At 44.2% G+C, this 17,986-nt stretch carries 22 protein-coding genes; 3 read left to right on the plus strand and 19 right to left on the minus strand.

From position 1 onward, the window contains the following. Positions 1 to 39: 39 nt before the first annotated feature. The 4 genes from trhA to ACR9FF_RS22125 all read right to left on the minus strand — a co-directional run bounded on the left by trhA (position 40) and on the right by ACR9FF_RS22125 (position 1,814). Entirely contained in the window at positions 40 to 675 is a 636-nt protein-coding gene (gene trhA / locus ACR9FF_RS22110; RefSeq protein ID WP_127495486.1) for a PAQR family membrane homeostasis protein TrhA, read from the minus strand. A 201-nt stretch (positions 676 to 876) separates the two neighbouring features. Then, the gene (locus ACR9FF_RS22115) at positions 877 to 1,152 is read right to left on the minus strand and encodes a DUF1048 domain-containing protein (protein WP_127495487.1); all 276 of its coding nucleotides are present in this window, start codon (positions 1,150 to 1,152) and stop codon (positions 877 to 879) included. A gap of 9 nt (positions 1,153 to 1,161) precedes the next feature. Next, the gene (locus tag ACR9FF_RS22120; protein ID WP_127495488.1) at positions 1,162 to 1,509 is read right to left on the minus strand and encodes a DUF1048 domain-containing protein; all 348 of its coding nucleotides are present in this window, start codon (positions 1,507 to 1,509) and stop codon (positions 1,162 to 1,164) included. Beyond that, a complete protein-coding gene (locus ACR9FF_RS22125; protein ID WP_280525711.1) occupies positions 1,506 to 1,814 on the minus strand; it encodes a PadR family transcriptional regulator in 309 nt (102 codons plus the stop codon). The genes ACR9FF_RS22120 and ACR9FF_RS22125 overlap by 4 nt, the downstream gene beginning before the upstream one ends. 295 nt (positions 1,815 to 2,109) lie before the next feature. On the opposite strand from ACR9FF_RS22125, the gene ACR9FF_RS22130 reads away from it, so the two are divergent. After that, the gene (locus ACR9FF_RS22130) at positions 2,110 to 2,310 is read left to right on the plus strand and encodes a hypothetical protein (RefSeq protein ID WP_116394384.1); all 201 of its coding nucleotides are present in this window, start codon (positions 2,110 to 2,112) and stop codon (positions 2,308 to 2,310) included. A gap of 100 nt (positions 2,311 to 2,410) precedes the next feature. Here ACR9FF_RS22130 and ACR9FF_RS22135 read toward each other — a convergent pair whose 3' ends face one another. Beyond that, positions 2,411 to 2,773 (minus strand): MerR family transcriptional regulator, encoded by a 363-nt coding sequence (locus tag ACR9FF_RS22135; RefSeq protein WP_435164802.1) that lies wholly within the window; start codon positions 2,771 to 2,773, stop codon positions 2,411 to 2,413. A 133-nt stretch (positions 2,774 to 2,906) separates the two neighbouring features. Between ACR9FF_RS22135 and ACR9FF_RS22140 the strand changes: the two genes are divergently transcribed. Continuing rightward, complete coding sequence (locus ACR9FF_RS22140; protein WP_435164805.1) at positions 2,907 to 3,545, plus strand: nitroreductase family protein; 639 nt, start codon at positions 2,907 to 2,909, stop codon at positions 3,543 to 3,545. Positions 3,546 to 3,605: 60 nt separating this feature from the next. On the opposite strand, the gene ACR9FF_RS22145 is transcribed toward ACR9FF_RS22140, so the two are convergent. From ACR9FF_RS22145 to ACR9FF_RS22210, 14 genes are all read right to left on the minus strand, one after another. After that, positions 3,606 to 4,709, minus strand: a complete 1,104-nt coding sequence (locus tag ACR9FF_RS22145; RefSeq protein WP_435164808.1) for an ATP-binding protein — start codon at positions 4,707 to 4,709, stop codon at positions 3,606 to 3,608. Continuing rightward, positions 4,687 to 5,373 (minus strand): response regulator transcription factor, encoded by a 687-nt coding sequence (locus ACR9FF_RS22150; protein ID WP_435164811.1) that lies wholly within the window; start codon positions 5,371 to 5,373, stop codon positions 4,687 to 4,689. Before ACR9FF_RS22150 ends, ACR9FF_RS22145 begins: the two co-directional genes overlap by 23 nt. Continuing rightward, the gene (locus ACR9FF_RS22155) at positions 5,348 to 5,953 is read right to left on the minus strand and encodes a class I SAM-dependent methyltransferase (protein ID WP_435164814.1); all 606 of its coding nucleotides are present in this window, start codon (positions 5,951 to 5,953) and stop codon (positions 5,348 to 5,350) included. Before ACR9FF_RS22155 ends, ACR9FF_RS22150 begins: the two co-directional genes overlap by 26 nt. Before the next feature lie 168 nt (positions 5,954 to 6,121). Then, complete coding sequence (locus ACR9FF_RS22160; RefSeq protein ID WP_435164817.1) at positions 6,122 to 7,309, minus strand: Ger(x)C family spore germination protein; 1,188 nt, start codon at positions 7,307 to 7,309, stop codon at positions 6,122 to 6,124. 171 nt (positions 7,310 to 7,480) lie between these two features. Beyond that, a complete protein-coding gene (locus ACR9FF_RS22165) occupies positions 7,481 to 8,188 on the minus strand; it encodes an ABC transporter ATP-binding protein (RefSeq protein WP_435164820.1) in 708 nt (235 codons plus the stop codon). After that, positions 8,188 to 9,309 (minus strand): ABC transporter permease, encoded by a 1,122-nt coding sequence (locus ACR9FF_RS22170; protein ID WP_435164823.1) that lies wholly within the window; start codon positions 9,307 to 9,309, stop codon positions 8,188 to 8,190. The genes ACR9FF_RS22165 and ACR9FF_RS22170 overlap by 1 nt, the downstream gene beginning before the upstream one ends. Positions 9,310 to 9,441: 132 nt before the next feature. Continuing rightward, positions 9,442 to 10,008: a TetR/AcrR family transcriptional regulator gene (locus ACR9FF_RS22175; protein ID WP_127495497.1), complete on the minus strand. Its 567-nt coding sequence runs from the start codon at positions 10,006 to 10,008 to the stop codon at positions 9,442 to 9,444. A 140-nt stretch (positions 10,009 to 10,148) separates the two neighbouring features. Next, positions 10,149 to 10,475, minus strand: coding sequence for an NIPSNAP family protein (locus ACR9FF_RS22180; protein WP_127495498.1), 327 nt, complete (start codon positions 10,473 to 10,475; stop codon positions 10,149 to 10,151). Positions 10,476 to 10,572: 97 nt separating this feature from the next. Beyond that, positions 10,573 to 11,739, minus strand: coding sequence for a cation:proton antiporter (locus ACR9FF_RS22185; protein ID WP_435164828.1), 1,167 nt, complete (start codon positions 11,737 to 11,739; stop codon positions 10,573 to 10,575). Between the two features lie 91 nt (positions 11,740 to 11,830). Beyond that, positions 11,831 to 12,493: a potassium channel family protein gene (locus ACR9FF_RS22190; RefSeq protein WP_435164831.1), complete on the minus strand. Its 663-nt coding sequence runs from the start codon at positions 12,491 to 12,493 to the stop codon at positions 11,831 to 11,833. Positions 12,494 to 12,504: 11 nt separating this feature from the next. Continuing rightward, entirely contained in the window at positions 12,505 to 13,857 is a 1,353-nt protein-coding gene (locus ACR9FF_RS22195; protein ID WP_435164834.1) for a TrkH family potassium uptake protein, read from the minus strand. Positions 13,858 to 14,171: 314 nt separating this feature from the next. Beyond that, positions 14,172 to 14,570 carry a hypothetical protein gene (locus tag ACR9FF_RS22200; RefSeq protein ID WP_435164837.1) on the minus strand — a complete coding sequence of 133 codons (399 nt, stop codon included), beginning with the start codon at positions 14,568 to 14,570 and terminating at the stop codon, positions 14,172 to 14,174. 140 nt (positions 14,571 to 14,710) lie between these two features. Then, positions 14,711 to 15,088: a VOC family protein gene (locus ACR9FF_RS22205; protein ID WP_435164840.1), complete on the minus strand. Its 378-nt coding sequence runs from the start codon at positions 15,086 to 15,088 to the stop codon at positions 14,711 to 14,713. A gap of 86 nt (positions 15,089 to 15,174) precedes the next feature. Beyond that, positions 15,175 to 15,993 carry a DUF6597 domain-containing transcriptional factor gene (locus tag ACR9FF_RS22210; RefSeq protein ID WP_435164843.1) on the minus strand — a complete coding sequence of 273 codons (819 nt, stop codon included), beginning with the start codon at positions 15,991 to 15,993 and terminating at the stop codon, positions 15,175 to 15,177. A 566-nt stretch (positions 15,994 to 16,559) separates the two neighbouring features. Here ACR9FF_RS22210 and ACR9FF_RS22215 point away from each other — a divergent pair. Then, entirely contained in the window at positions 16,560 to 17,984 is a 1,425-nt protein-coding gene (locus tag ACR9FF_RS22215; protein WP_435164846.1) for a spore germination protein, read from the plus strand. Positions 17,985 to 17,986: the final 2 nt, after the last annotated feature.

Raw genomic sequence — 17,986 nt, forward strand, 5'->3', positions numbered from 1 at the left:
AGCCGCGATTTTCGCGGCTTTCATGAATTCATATGTTTCTCAGACATATAAGAAAATCGAAAAGAAATGGCAAATCGATCCGGCGATAACAAAGAGATGCCATACAGCATGATGGTAAAGGAATCCTCTCCATACGTAAAAGACGCTGCCTACCGTATAACACACGCCGCCGATGACCAGAAATACAAGACCGCCATAGGCTAAATGATCAACTAAAGCTCCCCATGCAAAGACGATCATCCATCCCATAATGACGTAACCAAGCGTAGATAGGAATAGAAATCGCTTTACAAAGAAGCATTTAAACACCACGCCGCCGATCGCAAGCCCCCAAACAACGCCAAATAAGCTCCAACCCAGCGGACTTCGTATCGTAACGAGCAAGTACGGTGTGTATGTGCCGGCAATAAACAAATAAATCGATCCATGATCGAAAATTTCAAACAAATCCTTTACTTTTCCTTCCGGAAAGCTATGCAAAAGGGTTGATGACATATATAAAATAAACATAAAAAATCCAAACAGGACAAACGATACGATATGCCATGCTTCACCAATGTAACTCGCCCTGACAATGAGCAGCACCAATGCGGCAATACTCAATCCGGCCCCAATGCCATGGGTGATTGCGTTAGCTGCTTCTTCTTTTTTCGAATAGACATGCGTATTTGCCATAAGTTCCTCCATTTGCTTCCGTTCCGAAAAAGGTTTTACTTCTATCTTAACATGAGCGCATACGCCGGTAACAGCGGACCGTTTAGTGCAGTTCTCATAGCATAATCATGCCTAATCTTATCATATTGCAGCGATCATCAAGAAAAAAGCCGGTACAGCGCATGCTGATCGGCTTCTTTTCATCTACTGAATGCTATCCGCTTAGGTTTTTAAATTTTTGATCAGATCGTCGCAGAAAGCGGCAACGTCGCTACCCGTCACTTCCAGCACGCCTTTCCCCAAGGCTGCCCCCTCTTCGAAAAGATCGATAATCCCCGACAGCCCCCCCATCCAGTCGGTGAGCTCGACAGGGCCGACCTTAAAGAGATACTTTTGGATCTCTTTATAAACGATCTGATAATCACGCGGGAGGGCTTTGATGCGCGCCACGTGCGCACGCCACTCTTTTTTGCCTTCGATAATATCCCGTATGCTCATTTTACCCTCCTATTTGCCTAGTTTTTTGGCGATGCTATTGTTCAGCTGCTCACGCCATTTGTCGCGGAAAGACTTTGCCCCTTCTTCGCCGGCCAGCGCCGCACAGAAGCCTTTGATATCGTCACCCAAAACCTCCCGAACACTCTGACCGTCCGCAGCCGTTTCTTCAAGCAGCCCCAGAACGCCATCAAGAATCGGCATGAGGTTACGACCGGTAAAATCGGAATACTGAAATAGATTGGATAAAATTTCTTTCCATGCCGCTTGATAATCAGCCGGCAGCTTTTTGGCGCGCGATTCAAAAGCTTTGAATTCTTTAGTCATGTCGCTGCCCGTGATTTTTTCCCAGAAATTCATCGTTTCTCCTCCTTTAACTCGTTCATTTTTAATGATATGAACTCCCACTTATCCCAGAACTTCCGCAATTCCTGGCGCCCCGCGTCATTGATCGCGAAAAATTTCCGAGGCGGTCCCATGTCGGAGGGTTTCTTCGTAATCTCCACCAGCTTGTTTTTTTCAAGCCGAATCAGGATGGTGTACACCGTCCCCTCCACAACATCCGTAAAGCCAAGTGCGTTCAGCCGCCGCGTGATTTCATAGCCGTAAGTTTCTTTGCGGCTTATAATTTCAAGGACTGACCCCTCAAGCACGCCTTTAAGCATTTCCGTTAGATTTTCCAGCACAATCACTCCTTGCTATTCTGCACCGCCAGTATTCAGCAATACTCACTACCACTATAAAGTAACACGCAGTAGTGAAGATGTCAATATCGCCAACTTCTTCAAAAAACGTCGATAAAACTACCTAATATGCGACAACGGGAAGTGACATTATTTATCCGCCACCTTCTATATAATCGAGTAGCGGCAAAAACTATGAATACCGAAATGATAGTCAAGGTAGCGTGTATTTGAAAGTTGCCGCCACTAATAAGAGACACAGGGAAGGTGGAACTGCATGTACGTAAGTCAAACGATGCAACAGGTGAAAGAAGAAATGTTAAATGGAGAATGGGTGGGTAAGCTCATTCATTTGCGTGACACCACTAAAACGATTAAGGTAATACTTGAACCTATACAAGCGGGAAATGGTTTTTTAGAGTTCTATGAGGGGCTGGGATATGGCTTCTTCAAATGGAGTCAAGGGGTAAGTGCATAGCAAATCTAGTTATCAATTAAAATAGGATGACCCGAACAGGCAAGCGATCCTCACGATCGCTTGCCTTTAATGGCTTCAAGGATGCGGCGAGCACGCTGGTTTAAGATTGGCAATGGGTCTGAAAACTCGCTTTACCCTCCAACACGTCCATTAAAAATATTTTTGATGATTCCAACTTTGCTTTTTGCTCCTGAATATGTTGAATTTTCTCCTGTACTAACGCTTTCTTCTCCGTATACGAATTATCGCTTTCATTGATGAGCAGGATTAATTCCTGAATCGTAAAACCTACGGAGAGCAGCGTTCTTACATCTTCGAGAAAGCCCACCACTTCTTTAGCGTAGACGCGATAATTATTTTCATCCCTCGATACAAATTGCACCGGAATCACCTGCTTGCGTTCATAGAAGCGCAAGGTGGATATCGGCAGCCCCGTCAGCTTGGATACTTCATTCGCTTTCATTACCTATTCCCCTCTGAACCCTAAAATAAATTCATACTTGCTATGAACCAAGGTTCATAGTTCACAATAAGCACATGTTAACCAGTGACATAACGAAAGTCAATTTTACTAGTCTATCAAAAGGAGAGATCTCATGCCGAAACCAATACCGAACAACGATTTTAACAACATCATCACTGGCCGGCGGTCAGTACGCCATTATGATGAGAACATTAAGATTTCAAAGGAAGAAATGTTGGATATCATCAAGGAAGCGAGCCTGGCGCCTTCTTCCGCGAATATGCAGCCATGGCGCGTTATCATCGTTCATACCCCTGAAGGTAAAAACAAGCTTCGGCCACTCGTGCAATTCAATACGGGGCAAAATGATACATCAGCCGCTATGCTTATTATTTTGGGCGACACTCAAAGCGAACTTTACGTAGAGGAAATTTATGATTCAGCTGTAGAACAAGGGAAAATGCCGAAGGATTTGCGCGATAAGCAAGTCACGCAAATTATGGACATGTTCCCCCTGCTCCCTAGAGAAATTAAAATCGAGGTCGCCAAAATCGATGCAAGTCTATTTGCCATGCAACTGATGCTGGTTGCCCGCGCGCATGGTTATGATACTAATCCTATGGCGGGCTTTGAACGCGATACGATTGTCCGCGCATTCGATCTGGACGATGAACGTTATGTACCGGTTATGATCCTCTCAATCGGCAAAGCCTCGCAAGAGGGACATGAATCTGTACGTTTGGGCAGCGAGCAAATTACTTTTTGGCGCTGATTATAACTCGCAAATGAACAACAGCCGATTTCATATAATCGGCTGTTCTATTTGTCATCCCTAGGCAAGGGGGAGTTCCAATGTGAACGCATATTGACCATTCTCATACTCGAGTGTAAGGCAACCACCCTGATGCTCTGCTAGTTGCCTCGCAATGGCAAGACCTAGACCAGCACCTACTTGGATATGAGTATTGGGATCCATATTCTCCGGCTTATAAAAACGATCAAAGAGTTTAATTTCTTGCTCTTTCGTGATTGGTTCTCCCTCGTTCGCTACGGTTAAATATACGGATGCTTCGTTAGACGTTAGCCGTACATCAATAACTTTTGGTGGCTTTGAATATTTCTGAGCATTCATCAGCAAATTATCCAAGATTCTTGCGACCTGTTCAGGGTCAATATGGACGGCTGCCTCCTGTATGCTTATATGTTGCCTTACGACCACATAATTTTCTTCGGCAATGGGGATAAACTCAAACAACACCTGCTCCACCAGCTCCCGCATATCTGCTTGTTGCTTGGTCAAAATCATGTCTCCAGAAGTTAGACGGGTATAGATAAATAAATCGTCAATCAGCTTTTTTAGTTGTTGGGCTTTGCTAAAAGCATTGTTTATAAAACGGTTGTATTCATTCTCGTCTATATAGGATCTTTTGCGAAGCAGATCTAAATAGCCAATCATACTCGTAAGCGGAGTGCGAAGATCATGAGACACACCCGTGATAAGATTCATTTTAGATTCCTCGGCCTCTTTTTCCTTCCTTTTTTGCGAGGAAAGTTGTTCCGCCATCTTGTTCATATTTCTGGCCAGCATGCCTAACTCGTCTTCCCGTCGAACAGGAACCCTATATTCAAAATTACCTCGAGAAATAAATCCGAGTCCCTCCGAAAGCACGGAAAAATAATTAATCATACGCTTCGTTAACAGATAAAAAGTTAAAAGAAAAATGACGATGAAAACAGCCAGCGATGCGAAGATTAATATCGGAATATACTCAAGCTTTCCTTTGGACGTAATCGAATCGAGCAGTTGTCCGATAAGGCCAATAATATACAGACTAAGAAGGTAGGACAATAGAAGGGTAAAAACCGTGGCCCCCAGAAAAGAATATCTTACGCTGCGTTTTATTTTGAATCGCTTATTTATCCATTTTATAGCCAACACCCCATACCGTTTTGATATACTCTGGCTTTCTTGGATTAATTTCGAGCTTCTCCCGCAGATTTCGAATGTGTACCATAACCGTATTATCCGAGAATCCGATCCGCTCTTTCCACACCGATTCATAGATGGTATCCGCACTAAAGACTTGTCCCGGGTTAGACGCGAGCAGGCTTACAATCGCGAATTCAAGCGGTGTCAGCATGACTACTTGCCCCCGAATCGATACAAAGTGCTTGGCAATGTCGATCACAAGTTCATCAATGGTTATCTGGTCCTGCGTTGCTTCTTTCGATGCAAGCATGTTCTGTCGCCTTAACTGTGCTTTCACGCGGGCAATCAGCTCCATCGGATTAAACGGTTTTGTTACGTAATCGTCGGCGCCTGTCGATAGTCCCATGATCTTATCCATATCTCCTTCCTTCGCGGAGAGCATGATGATGGGGACGGAATATTGTTCCCGAATATGCATGCATGCTTTTATACCGTCCATTCTTGGCATCATGACATCCAAAATAACAAGATCCACCTTCTGCCGAGAAAGCCTTTCGATTGCTTCTAATCCGTCGCCGGCTTCGAGAACCGAGTGTCCTTCATTTCGCAAGTAAACGTGAATAACGTCTCTGATTTCGGTATCATCATCTACGACTAATATGACGCCCATATGACTTCTCCCCTTCGAACTTCACTGGTTTCCTACAAACATAAACAAAAGCTGGCGGAATATTAAAAGGAACCAAAGAAATGGTTTCAATCTCAAAATGCTCCGAAAGCAGGTTTTTCATTTGCAAGGAATACTGAAAAGCAATTAGTTTACCACCCGGTTTTAGCGCTTCTTTGCATTGCAAAATCAATTGGAGACGCATGGCGGGGGAAAAATTATAAAATGGCAATCCGCTAAAAATGTAATCCACTTCATGGATATTATGCTTTTTGAGCTGGTCAACTAATCTTAAAGCGTTACCTTCCCTCGTAAACTGCGGAAAATCCTGTTGAAGCCTTTGGGCCATTTCTTCATCTTTTTCAAATAAAATCACCTTGCTTTTAGGCATGACGCGTTTTGCAATCGCTCGCGTAATTGCGCCAGTGCCAGACCCAACTTCCACAATATTCTCTGCTTCCTCCCATTTGGCTGCTGCAACCATACGATTCGCCAAATAACGCGAGCTTGGAGTAATACTCCCCACATATTTAGGATTATGAATGAATTTTTTGAAAAAAAGTAGTGAATTATTCCTTAACATGCAATCACCTCATTGGAATATTTAGATGCCAAAATCAGTCTAGAGAAAAAAACTTAGTTCCTGCGTAGGTTCTTTCTGAAGAAATCCTGAAGATTTTTTGGTCCACAAAAAAAAGCAGCCACATTTGTGGCTGCTGCTCGCAGTGATACCTCTAATGCCATACGTATTCTAATGATCTTTTCTCCCTAGGTTCTCGCTGCTCATGCCTAGTCGGAATAAGTTCGCTTCCGCCGCTACTTCAAATTTTATTTTTGGAAATATTTCGTCCCAATCTTTTCGATATGTTTTGGTCCATATTTGCGGGTAAGCAAGATACGCTTTTAATCCAAAGCCGATGGCATCACTATTATTTTGCTGCATCTCTTTTAGAGCAAGATTAATATTATGGACAATATTTTGTGCGATGCTTTGCTCTATTCGTTTTCGTTGCTCCGAATAATCATAATTTCTTTCCTGATTTTTATCTTCGCTAATACTCGCCTTCACCTTGGAGTGAATGCGATAGGACAATTCGCCATTCTTCACAATGGGCTTAATGCTTATAATCGCATGATTAATCGTTACTGTTAAATAATTCCCGTCTAAATGAAGGGTCTCATCATAATCACGAACCGACTGATTTAGAAGCCGGAAACCTATAGCCGATGCCCCTTCTAATTTCCCAGTCATTTTCCCATCATGGAAAAGGACAAAACCTTCGCTTCGAATATCTTCAGATCCCTGGCCCTTTATGTTTGTTTTTACCTTCTGTACATACGGGAGAAAGACATCTTCGCCTACGGTAATTAATTTACAGACCGCTTCCTTTAAATTGATGCGAGCAGTCGTTTCTGATTGTAATTGCTCTCTGATCGATTCTGCAGAGAAACGCTCAATACGGGTATTCGCGTTAAGCAAATCAATCGCTTTCCCTTCAGAAACGGCTATAAAAGTGGACAATCTCTTTTCTGGGGTACGAGTTATAGCATCGATAACGGTTTCGATTCCTTCCGTTCTTGCCAGTTCTTCTCCAATAATGATTACACGTCGATGACCGAAGAACAGATGCCGCGGGAGACGATATTGAAGCTTCGAAACGGCCTCGCTAACGGTCTTGCCTGTCTCTGTCTTAATGGTGAACGATTTCTGTCCACCTGATCCCCCCCCGCCGCCCGTGTTACCCATATTCCCCGTAAGCGGAATAAGGACGCTGATTCGAATAAGATCTCCTTCTTTATCAGCTCCACCTGCTAAGACAAACGCAACGTCGTTTATCTCGCGGCGATCCCAGCAGCCGGTCAGCAAAAGTAGTACTGCCAAACATATAACAGACAACACACGGTTTAAAGTGTTTATCTTCATAACTGTATTGGTCAATCCTCCTTGCTAGCATCCGGTCATACCGTGAATTGGGAACGACATGGATATAATCCCCTAAACACGCTAAATTATAACTTTCCATTTCGCTCTGCGATTCCCGTTGAAGCATGAGTTGCTTCTCCAACAATTAAAAGCCGCGAATTTTCGCGGCTTTATCTTCCTAATACATCAGCAATCGACACAACCGGAAACATTGGTTCCCGCTAGCGACAATCTGCCATCTTCCATCCGATACACTTTATCGCAATATTCAAGCATGCGTTCATCATGCGTAACCATAATTGCTGCTTTACGACGCGACTTTACCTCATTTGCAATCAGACTGACCACCTCATGGGCACGCTTGGTGTCCAGACTGGCCGTAGGCTCATCCGCCAAAATAACGTTGGGATTGTTTATTAAAGCACGCGCGATGGCCGTACGCTGCTTTTCACCGCCTGAAAGTTCCTCTGGGTAGCTCTTCAATTTGGATCCGAGCCCTATCTCCTCGAGCAACTTAACGGCAAACATCCGATCCTCGGATCTCACCTTTCCCGACATTTTCTTCACTAAAAGCAACTGGTCAAGGACGTTCAAATAGGGGACCAGATTGGATGATTGCATAATAAAGCCGATTTCTTTCAATCGTACATTCGAAAGTTCTTTCTCGGAAAGTTTAGAGAGAAGATACCCATTCAAGTTGACTTCTCCTTCTGAAGCTTTAAGCAATGCACCCGCAATGGAAAGAAACGTACTCTTGCCTGACCCGGAAGGCCCGACGACAGCAACAAGCTCCCCAGGCTCCACCGAAATAGAGACCTTTTCAAGCGCGGATATCCGATTCCTTCCCTCGGCATAATACTTCGTAACATTGCTGATATGGAGTCCTGTTGTCATTATTCTGCCCTCCCAAGCGCCTTCAGTGGATCAATCTTCATTATTTTACGAACCGAGACCAGTGAACTAAGAACAGCTATGACAAGAAGAATGACAGAGTACTCGATAACGAGGTTCGTCTCCAACTTGAACGGCATTCCTTTCGGCATGATTGCCGCAGTCCCGTAAGTAAGCAGAACACCAATAATGGTACTCGTCAATGATAATACAACGACCTGTGAGACAATGGCAGTGCTTAGAAAACCGTTTCTTGCGCCGATGGCTTTCATTACACCGAATTGATTGGTCTTCTGCATCGTAATGACATAGAAGAATACTCCGAGCACGAATGCCGATATCGCAAGCAAAAAGCCCAGCATCATCATAATCGAGCCGTTTTCCTCCTTATACCCCGGCATGCCGTGAATAGCCGCTCCGCGCGTGACGATATCGGTATTGGAGAGCTTGCTGCTAATATAAGTAGGATCGATATGCTTGCCCTGCAACATGATTGCATTAATCGGGCCCGCAATTCCCTTATCCGAGCCCGGCGCAGCGAACGCAATCTTCCGCCATTCGGACATCGGAACAAATACGGCTGAGAGGTGGTTATACGTCTGATTATTAACGAATCCGATAATCGTCAAAGCTTGTGTCGAGCCGTCAAGTTGAAAAGTATCCCCAAGCTTAAAGCCTTCATCCTTCATCGTCTTGTTCACAATGACGCCTGTTGGATTGGCTTTAGATAATCCTTTACCCTCAATTACAGTCGGCTCCAGGAAGCTGCCGGGAAGTATCCCTAACATTGCAAAATCGACTTTATCCTCGTTCTTTGTGCTATTTCCTTTCAAAGCGGTGGCCATCGTACTTCCCATTGGGGATGCGGCTGTTACATTAGACAATTTCTCCGCTTGCGCCACCAATTCATCGGATATCAAGGACTTGCCCATGGTCGACTGCGCCCCTTGTTCAAAGACGACATAATCGGCCTTCATGTTTTGGAAAGTGGACGCTGCAAGCGTCGATAATCCATTACCAAGTCCCGATAGGATGAATACTAACCAAGCAACTAAGACAAAAATAATGACAATCATCAAAAATTTCATCTTGCTGTGCATGAGTTCCTTTAAAGCTAAAAACATGCTCTGTCACTCCTCGCTCTTCATTTTTTGACACTTGTGTCATTTTTGTTATAGATCAAGCACTTTCACCGATTCCGTCCCCCCTATTAAACAACATATCTGACACTTGTGTCAAATTAAAAAGAGAGCCACCTACCTTTGTGCTCCTCCTATCCACATTTGAAACAAAAGCTTGCTCCACTCAGGATTAGGGAGGTTTATCATATTAGGGGTGTTAATGAGGTTGAAAAAGCCACCGATCAGTACCGGGAGCGGAATATCTTCTCTGAGATTTTTCTCTTGTTGCGCTCTTTGAAAGAGACGAGTAAGTTGAATTTTTAGCGTAGTATGGCCTTGCTCAACAACATCTAGATCCCGACTAGCCGCAGCCGAATTTGTTGTATTAATTTTATGAGCATCGCCTAAAAGTTGATGAAGCTTGGATTCGTCAACATAAATGCCAAGCAGTTCCTGAAGGGCTTGCATCGTATCGGTCTCATCGATTGCTGAAGCCTTCTCGATGACGCTCGAGATCACACGCTTCATGCAGGCAGCCACAATTTCTTCTTTATTGGCATAATACTGATAAATCGTACTTCTGGCACCGGGTAAATGCTGCGAAAGCAACTTGAGATGAAACCCGTCATATCCATGCTCCAGCACTAACTTTTTTGTTATGTCCAGTAGTTCTGACTCCGTATATGATGGTTTTCTTCCCATAATTACTTCTCCCTTCAGCATTTCAAAATACATTATTCTCCATATTCCTTTTCTGAGAATGAAAGAAAACTTCTAGTTTGAAATATCAGTCTAACATAACTGCAAGTGAAATGGTAATCTTACAAATCAATATGGTTAGTTCAATTTCCCAATCCGAAAAATTCAGCTTGATTCATAAAATACTCATCAATTTTTTCGACTATGAGCCCTCCGTTTTCTTCCGAGTTGCGTTTTACTTGAATCCATTCAATGTCTTTCTTAAACTGCTCCCATAGCCTTTGACGCTGCGCCATATCCTTAAATTCCATCACATAATAAAGTTTATTTTGGCCTGTTGCATCTATCCAGAAATTCACGACCTTCATTCCCAGTCTTGTAAAAATTCTAAACGTATGCTCCTTAAATCTGTCTTGAATGGCATCCATTCGACCTTCGTAAATCGTATAGATTCGCAACTCGTATAGCATGTTATTTCCTCCCTGAATGAATCGGATTGGTAATCCAGCACACATCTATTTCGACTTTTTCAGTGATTCCTATAGAATTATTTTAAACCTCGCGCCATCATCTTACTTCAATCCCAAGTTTTCTAGCCATCCAAGCTGTTGTGCTCGCCTGTACTAATATAGTTAGAATAATCGCCATAAACGTAACAGCTGCAATGACGTCTGCATGAGCAACACCTATGCCTGCAAGCATTCCAGATAACGCAGCCGGTATTACGCCAGTTTCACGAACCCAAACCATAAACAACATTTCACGAAATGACCACCGCGATTTGCGATCAGGCAAGGCAGAAAGAAATACGGTTGCAGGGCGTGCGATAAACATTAGTATAATAACTGTCAGCAAGCTTTGCCACCAATAATTGGACAAAAGTTTGAAGTCGAACTGACTCCCTAGAAGGACGAAAATCAACATTCGCATGATTACCGTAATGTTGTCTGAGAAATGTGTTATTTCTTCCTTCTTATCGTTCATATGCAGACCAAATTCCGAGGTGTTCCCCCAGATCAAACCTGCAATAAAAGTCGCCATAAAGCCACTTACATGGAGCAAGTCACCAACGAGATAGGCACCTAACGCTGCTAATAGCATCGTAATCGTTGCATATTGACGCAACACACCTATGCGCGAATGCGCAACCAAATAGGTAAGGATAAAACCTATGACAATTCCTACAAGAATGCCTCCTACCGCAGTTCTGACAAAATCCCAGGCTATTACTCCAACATGAAGTGATTCGCCCGTCGCCGCTGCTAGAAGTGCGAATGTTATAATCGAGCCGGTCGCATCATTGAATGCCGATTCACTCTCCACTGTCTCCCGGACCCTTTCACGGATTTTCACCTGACGGAATACAGGAATTATGGAAGCCGGATCGGTCGATGCTATAACCGCTGCAGCGAGTAAGGCATAAAGCCAGTCGATGGCAAATAGAAGGTGAATCGCTGCACCAACAATTGCTACGGTAATGAGAACTCCAGGTACACTTAACATAGCAACAGTCCAGCCAACCTTCTTTAGTCCCTTGAGTCTTATATTCCTTCCACCATCAAACAAAATTAAAGATGATCCAGTAATTAGAATCAATTGATTGAATAACGAACTACTTTGTTCGTTGATCCATTGTAGCCCTTGTCCAAGCAGCATTCCTGCACCAATAAACAAAACCACATCCGGCAATTTAACACGGGAAGCAATTACACCAACAATCACTCCAGTAGTCAAAACTAGGAGCATCAGAAGGATAAGATGATGCATGATCTCTGTTGTATTGGTTTCTATTGCCTCCACCTCCTTACTATAGATAGTATCGTGTTCAACGCATTATTACCTCTTGGAATTTTTCGATATGCTCATTGGTTCCAATGACAACCATAACATCCTTTTCAGCTAGTATATCTTTAGCGGACGGAGCCACAATTACACCAGCAGGCTTGTTTATCGCCAAAATACTGCAGCCGAATTTTGCCCTCGGTTTTAGCTCCTGCAGCGATTCTCCATGTAAGTTTTTTGGTACAGCTATTTCGGCGATTGTATACTCTTTGGAAAGCTCGATGTAATCGAGCAGGTTTGGAGAAACTAGTTGATTCGCTACCCGTTTGCCCATATCTCGCTCCGGATAAACGACCTTATCAACTCCTATTTTTTCAAGTACCCTGCCATGTAATTCAGAAAGCGCCTTAGCAACGACTTTTTTGATGCCTAGATCCTTTAACAATATAGCAGTCATTATGCTGGACTGAATATCATCGCCAATTGCAACAACGCCACAATCAAAATTACGGACACCTAGTACTCGTAAGGCTTCTTCATCCGTGCTGTCAGCAACTGCTACATGAGTTAGAATATTGCTCATGTCCTGCACAGTTTCTTGATTCTTGTCGATACCAAATACTTCATGACCAATCTCGACCAGCTCTTTAGCCAGGCTAGAACCGAAACGCCCCAGCCCAACGACGACAAACTGAGTTTTTTCCATACGATTACTCCTTAACCAATCGTTATTTTTCCTTCCGGATAGCGATACAACTCTTTCTCGGCTCGAGGACCAAGCGCATAGGCTAAAGTCAATGGACCAAGTCGACCGACGAACATCGTCAAACTGATTAATACTTTTCCTATTACAGTTAATTCGGGTGTAAGGCCAAGAGATAAACCGACCGTTCCAAAGGCGGATGTCGTCTCAAAAAGTATTAAAATAAATGAATGAGATTCCGTTGTGGACAGTATCATCGTAACCATTATGACCAGAGCAAGGGACAGCATTGTTATCGTCAAGGCTTTAAAAATCCTTTCACGATGGAGTCGCATTTTGAACATAACAATATCTTCTTTCCCCCGTATCATTGCGATTACCGCATAAATCAGTGCTGCGAATGTCGTTGTTTTGATACCGCCGCCTGTTGATCCGGGAGAAGCCCCAATAAACATGAGAATAATGATGAAGAACTGAGTTGCCTGCCTAAGTGCAGTCAAATCAATGGTATTGGGGCCAGCAGTTCGAGGTGCTACAGACTGGAACATGGAAGCCAGAACTTTTCCATCCCAATCAAGTCCTCCAAGAGTTCTTGAATTTGAAAACTCGAATATAAAAATAACGATTGTTCCAACTAGGAGAAGCACTCCCGTCATGGTAAGTACAACCTTAGAGTGCAGCGAAAGCTTGCGATTCTTCTTGTGTTCAATCACATCGGACATAACGATAAACCCGATACCTCCGAGTATGATTAATGCCATGACTACGAAATTTACAATTGGATCATCAACGTACCCGGTAAAGCTTACAAATGGTGTTTCATATTGACCGAAAAGGTCAAATCCCGCATTGTTAAACATCGATACAGCATGCCATGCACCAAAATAAACCGCCTTTCCAATTGGCATATCAAACGACCACCGAATAGCCAATAGGATAGCTCCAGTCAGCTCAATCAATAAGGAATAGATAAGCACCCTTTTTATCAGCCGTACTATTCCTTCAATACTGCCTTGATTCATTGCCTCCTGCAGGATGAGTCGCTCTTTAAGACTAATTCGCTTGCGAAGTACAATTGCAAATAAGGTCGACATCGTCATAAAACCGAGACCACCTACTTGAATAAGACAGATAATGATGATCTGTCCAGCAATTGACCAATAACTTCCGGTATCAAGTGTAACAAGACCAGTAACGCAGGTTGCTGACGTGGCTGTGAATACAGCATCGACAAACGGCGTTGCAAGGCCTTCACGCGAGGAAAATGGTAACGTTAGTAAAAAACCTCCGAACAGGATGATCAACGCAAATCCAGTGACCAGGACACGAGGAGGTGACCAATAGGAAATTCGGAACAAGGATAACATTTCGTTTTAGGACTCCTTTTCTTACTGCAATTTGACCGATACCCAACGGGTATGCATGACCACACAAGTTGAAATCCAATCCTTGTTTTGGTTGTTATGTGATTAAATCCAAAAATTTATTACAAAAAAACATGAACAAAACTCTTCTCTTCTAAGTAAGAATTCAATGGAATGAAGTGTACACGAGGGGATTTTTGGAGGTCATCTCCCCACAACAATAAAACCGCCTTTCGGCGGTTAATTGTTTTTATCCTCTCTTTTTATACGCGTTCATTGCAAATCTTTCTTTATTTCAGTTCCGTTTTCCTCCGTTATTAATGGCCTGCGACTACTTTCCTATCCTCGGTTGAAGTTTTGTTAGCTCTTTTTAAAGCGACGAACGCCACGAGTATACCGACCAGCGTAACCACTGCTGCAACCATAAACGCTGTATGAATGGACGAATTAAGAGCAGCTGGACTCATCGATTCCATTGCAGTATCGGAGCCGAGGGCAGCCGAGATTATGGCCATGATTACCGCAAGCCCAATCGCTCCGCCGATTTGCTGACCCGTATTGATGACAGCGGAAGATACTCCTTGTTCACTTGAATCGACTCCGGTGCTACCGGCGATAAACATCGTCGTGAAAACAAGCGCTTGCCCAAGCCCAATGATGATTGTTCCGGGAATAACCCCCCAGGCATTGCCTGAAACCGATAATTGGGTCAGCAACAGGAAGCCGATGCCTCCAAGCGCCCTGATCTTCAATAAAAACCGGCAACAGATCGTTGCTCTGCTGCCGGTTTTTTTGTTTTAAACTAATGTGTCCCGTTTTTTATTCCTCAGTAAGAAACAAGCATATCCTCTCATCGCTAAGCGACGAGACTGATTAAATTGTTATCGGGGTCCTTAATAAGCGCATATCGCTCTCCCCACGGTGTATCTCGCGGCTCGAGGAAGCCGTCATACCCAAGCGTCGTCAACTGACGGTACACGTCGTCCAGCGCTTCGTTGCTGGAGAACTGAAAGGCGAGCTCGGTCCGGTAGCCGACAGGATCTTCCCAGCCTTCAAAAACATTCTTTACCGATTCCACCATATCGAATGCAAACACAATTCCTTCTTGCTCCACGTCTACGTGATGCGCTTCGTCGGCGCCGTCCGGAATAGCCAGCCCCAGTACGCTATAAAAATCCAACGCCCTCTTCATCTCTTCTACATAAATCGCGACTCGTTTCAACTTTACCGTCATGCTTTGCAGCTCCCCTCGCCTTGCTTAATTTTCACTCCCATTATAGTAATTGTCCCTCATTGCAAAATAGTAAAAAACGGACTTTCTCACTCCTGCTTGGTCAGCCGTTTGAGTGGAAGTCCGTAATATCGCTTAAAAACGCCAGCGAAGTGCGACTGATCGTAGTATCCGTGTTGAAGCGCCAAATCCGTTAAGCTGAAATAGTCTCCGCTGTACAATTCCTCAAGCACGCTTTGAAAGCGGACGATGCCAAGCATCTCCTTCGGGCTGAGGCCAAGCTCGAGTTCAAAAGCCCTTCGCAGATGCCTCTCGCTGAAGTTCACTTTATCCGCCAAATCCGTTACGGAAAGATTACCTTTGACCTCGTATATATACTGCATGCTCTGGTAGACCAAAGTGAGAGCAGGCGCCTCGTTCGTAGCCAATATTTGGCCCAATTGCTGCTCGACGATCTCGATCCTTTCTTGAACCGATTGGGCAATCAGCAGCTTTTCGACCCAATCGAGAGCCTCTTGTCCCCAGAGATCCTCCAAAAACACACGATTTGCCGTTAATGTCGATATGGGAGACTTCAGAATCGTGCGAGCCGACTCCGAATAGAGCCGGATTCCCCATACCGAGCGTGCTTTTGCAAATTGCAAAACTTCGACCTGCGTCGTTAGCCCCACGACATAAGCGGCCTGCCTGCTTGATGAAGCGAACAGGTCCACTATAATATCGACACAGCCATCGGGGATGACTCGATGCCCCGGATTTCCCGGTACTGGCAGGAAATTCACCGTCCAATAGGCAGCTACATGCGATGCCAGATGACGGCTCGGCGCAAACTCCCGGAAGTTGTGGGAGTGGAAATGCAGCTGCGGCTGCAATTGCGGGGCATGCAAGGGTCGGTAAGGATGGCTCATCTGCGCATCTTCCTCCTATTACGTGAAAAATCTTGACACCTTGGTGGAATTCAAGGCTAGCTTGGCTCGCCGAGGACTGTATCCGGCCTTATGAATGTATTGTAACAAATAACTGATATAAGCCGACATATGTCCTTTTCATCTCATTCTGAATAAGGGATCTCTACAAATGGACTTGTTTTGTTATCCAATCATCAATAGATCTATGTCTACCAAGCCCAACTGTGTGGAACTCATCTTTACCATCTAACTTTGATACTTAGTCGTCGGAAACGTTAAAAGCTCCTCTAGAGCGGTTACCCGGCAGTCTTAGAGGAGCAGAAAAAAAGGTTATGTACCTATGGTAGACAATTCGGGCGCGTTATGCCAATTAGAATAAACTAAGACGGATTAGAATCTACTTATTTACATCGATATTTCCTTCAAATTGGAACCCCCCCCCCGAACACCCGAATGCGGGATGGCGAAGCGTACAGTAATACCTCAATCGTTTGTTTAAAACTCGTTCCAGAAAAGCATAATAAAGGTAATCTCAGCGCGGGCTGATTCAGGAGGTGAACGATACAATGACGGCAATCTCTTTAGAAGCTTTAAAGCAGCGCCTCGCCCTAATGGAGGACGCGGAGATAATTGATCGAGAGACTACAAACGGACTTCGTTTGACATTTATTTATCTTGAAACCTTAATCGATCAGGAGCGTCTTAACGAATCGATTCTTGAGCCTGTCGTTCGGTCATTCCAAAGTTCGGTGGAAAAAAGCCTGACCACAGTCAAAATGAATCGCTTATCCAATTTGGAGCAAGCCCTCCAGTATCTCATGAAGGGTTCAGTTCTGGTTCACGACTCATCCAGCGCGCGATGGCATGCTATTATGCTTCCCAACTCGCTCACCCGGTCCATCGAAACATCCGAGACAGAAACAATAATGTTCGGCCCAAAAGACAGTTTCAGCGAGCAGCTGGAGCAAAACATTTTGCTGATTAGAAGAAGGCTTCCTTTAACAGCGCTCAAAACAGAGAGATTCTCCGTCGGCTCCTTAACCCAAACAACCGTAGTCCTTATGTACATCGACGGGCTTATCAATCCAGAATTTGTTACGATCGCGAAAAAAAAGCTTTCCAGCATCGACTTCGATATGTTTTTAGACTCTTCACATATTGCAGCGTTTATGGAAGATCATTATCATAGCATCTTTCCTCAATATCTTCAGACCGATCGGCCGGATTCCTGCGCATATGCACTAGGTATCGGAAAATTGGTCATTTTAGTCAATAACACTCCTTTTGCCTTAATCGCTCCGATTACGCTGTTTCACTTGTTTCAGTCGCCGGAGGATTATATAAACCGCTGGTTGGTAGCTAGCTTTTTGAGGCCGTTACGCTATCTCAGTTTCCTTCTTTCCATTACTCTAATTCCGCTTTACGTGGCATTAACGACTCATCATTATCAAATGCTACCCCTGCAAATTTTATATGTAATCATCGAGTCTCGTAGCAAACTGCCACTATCCCCCTTCTGGGAAGCGTTTTTTATTCTTATTACGCTAGAAATTATGAAGGAAGCCAGCCTAAGAATGCCGACCAAAACGAGCCAAAACTTGGGGGTAATTGGAGGAATCGTAATTGGACAAGCTGCGGTAGAAGCGGGATTCGCAAGTAAAGTGCTAATCGTATTGGCAGGCATTTCGGCGATTTCCAATTTTCTCGTTCCGAACTATCTGGTTACCAAATCCAGCTTACTGCTTCAATTCATGTTCTTGATTCTCTCGTCCTATCTGGGCGTTCCCGGTATCTTGCTTGGACTTGTCGGCATGATTGCCCATTTGAACGGGCTCACTTCCTTGAAACAGCCCTACCTGGCGCCGGTATCTCCGTTTTATTGGAGAGATTGGGTAGATCTCTTCGTCCGAGGGCCGTTACACGCTATGCGCATTCGTCCCGAAGCATTGCGTCCTTTGATTAAGTATCGTATTAGCCGAAGGAGAAAATGAAC

It is taken from the genome of Paenibacillus glycanilyticus (genome assembly GCF_051200795.1).
Lineage (GTDB): Bacteria > Bacillota > Bacilli > Paenibacillales > Paenibacillaceae > Pristimantibacillus > Pristimantibacillus glycanilyticus.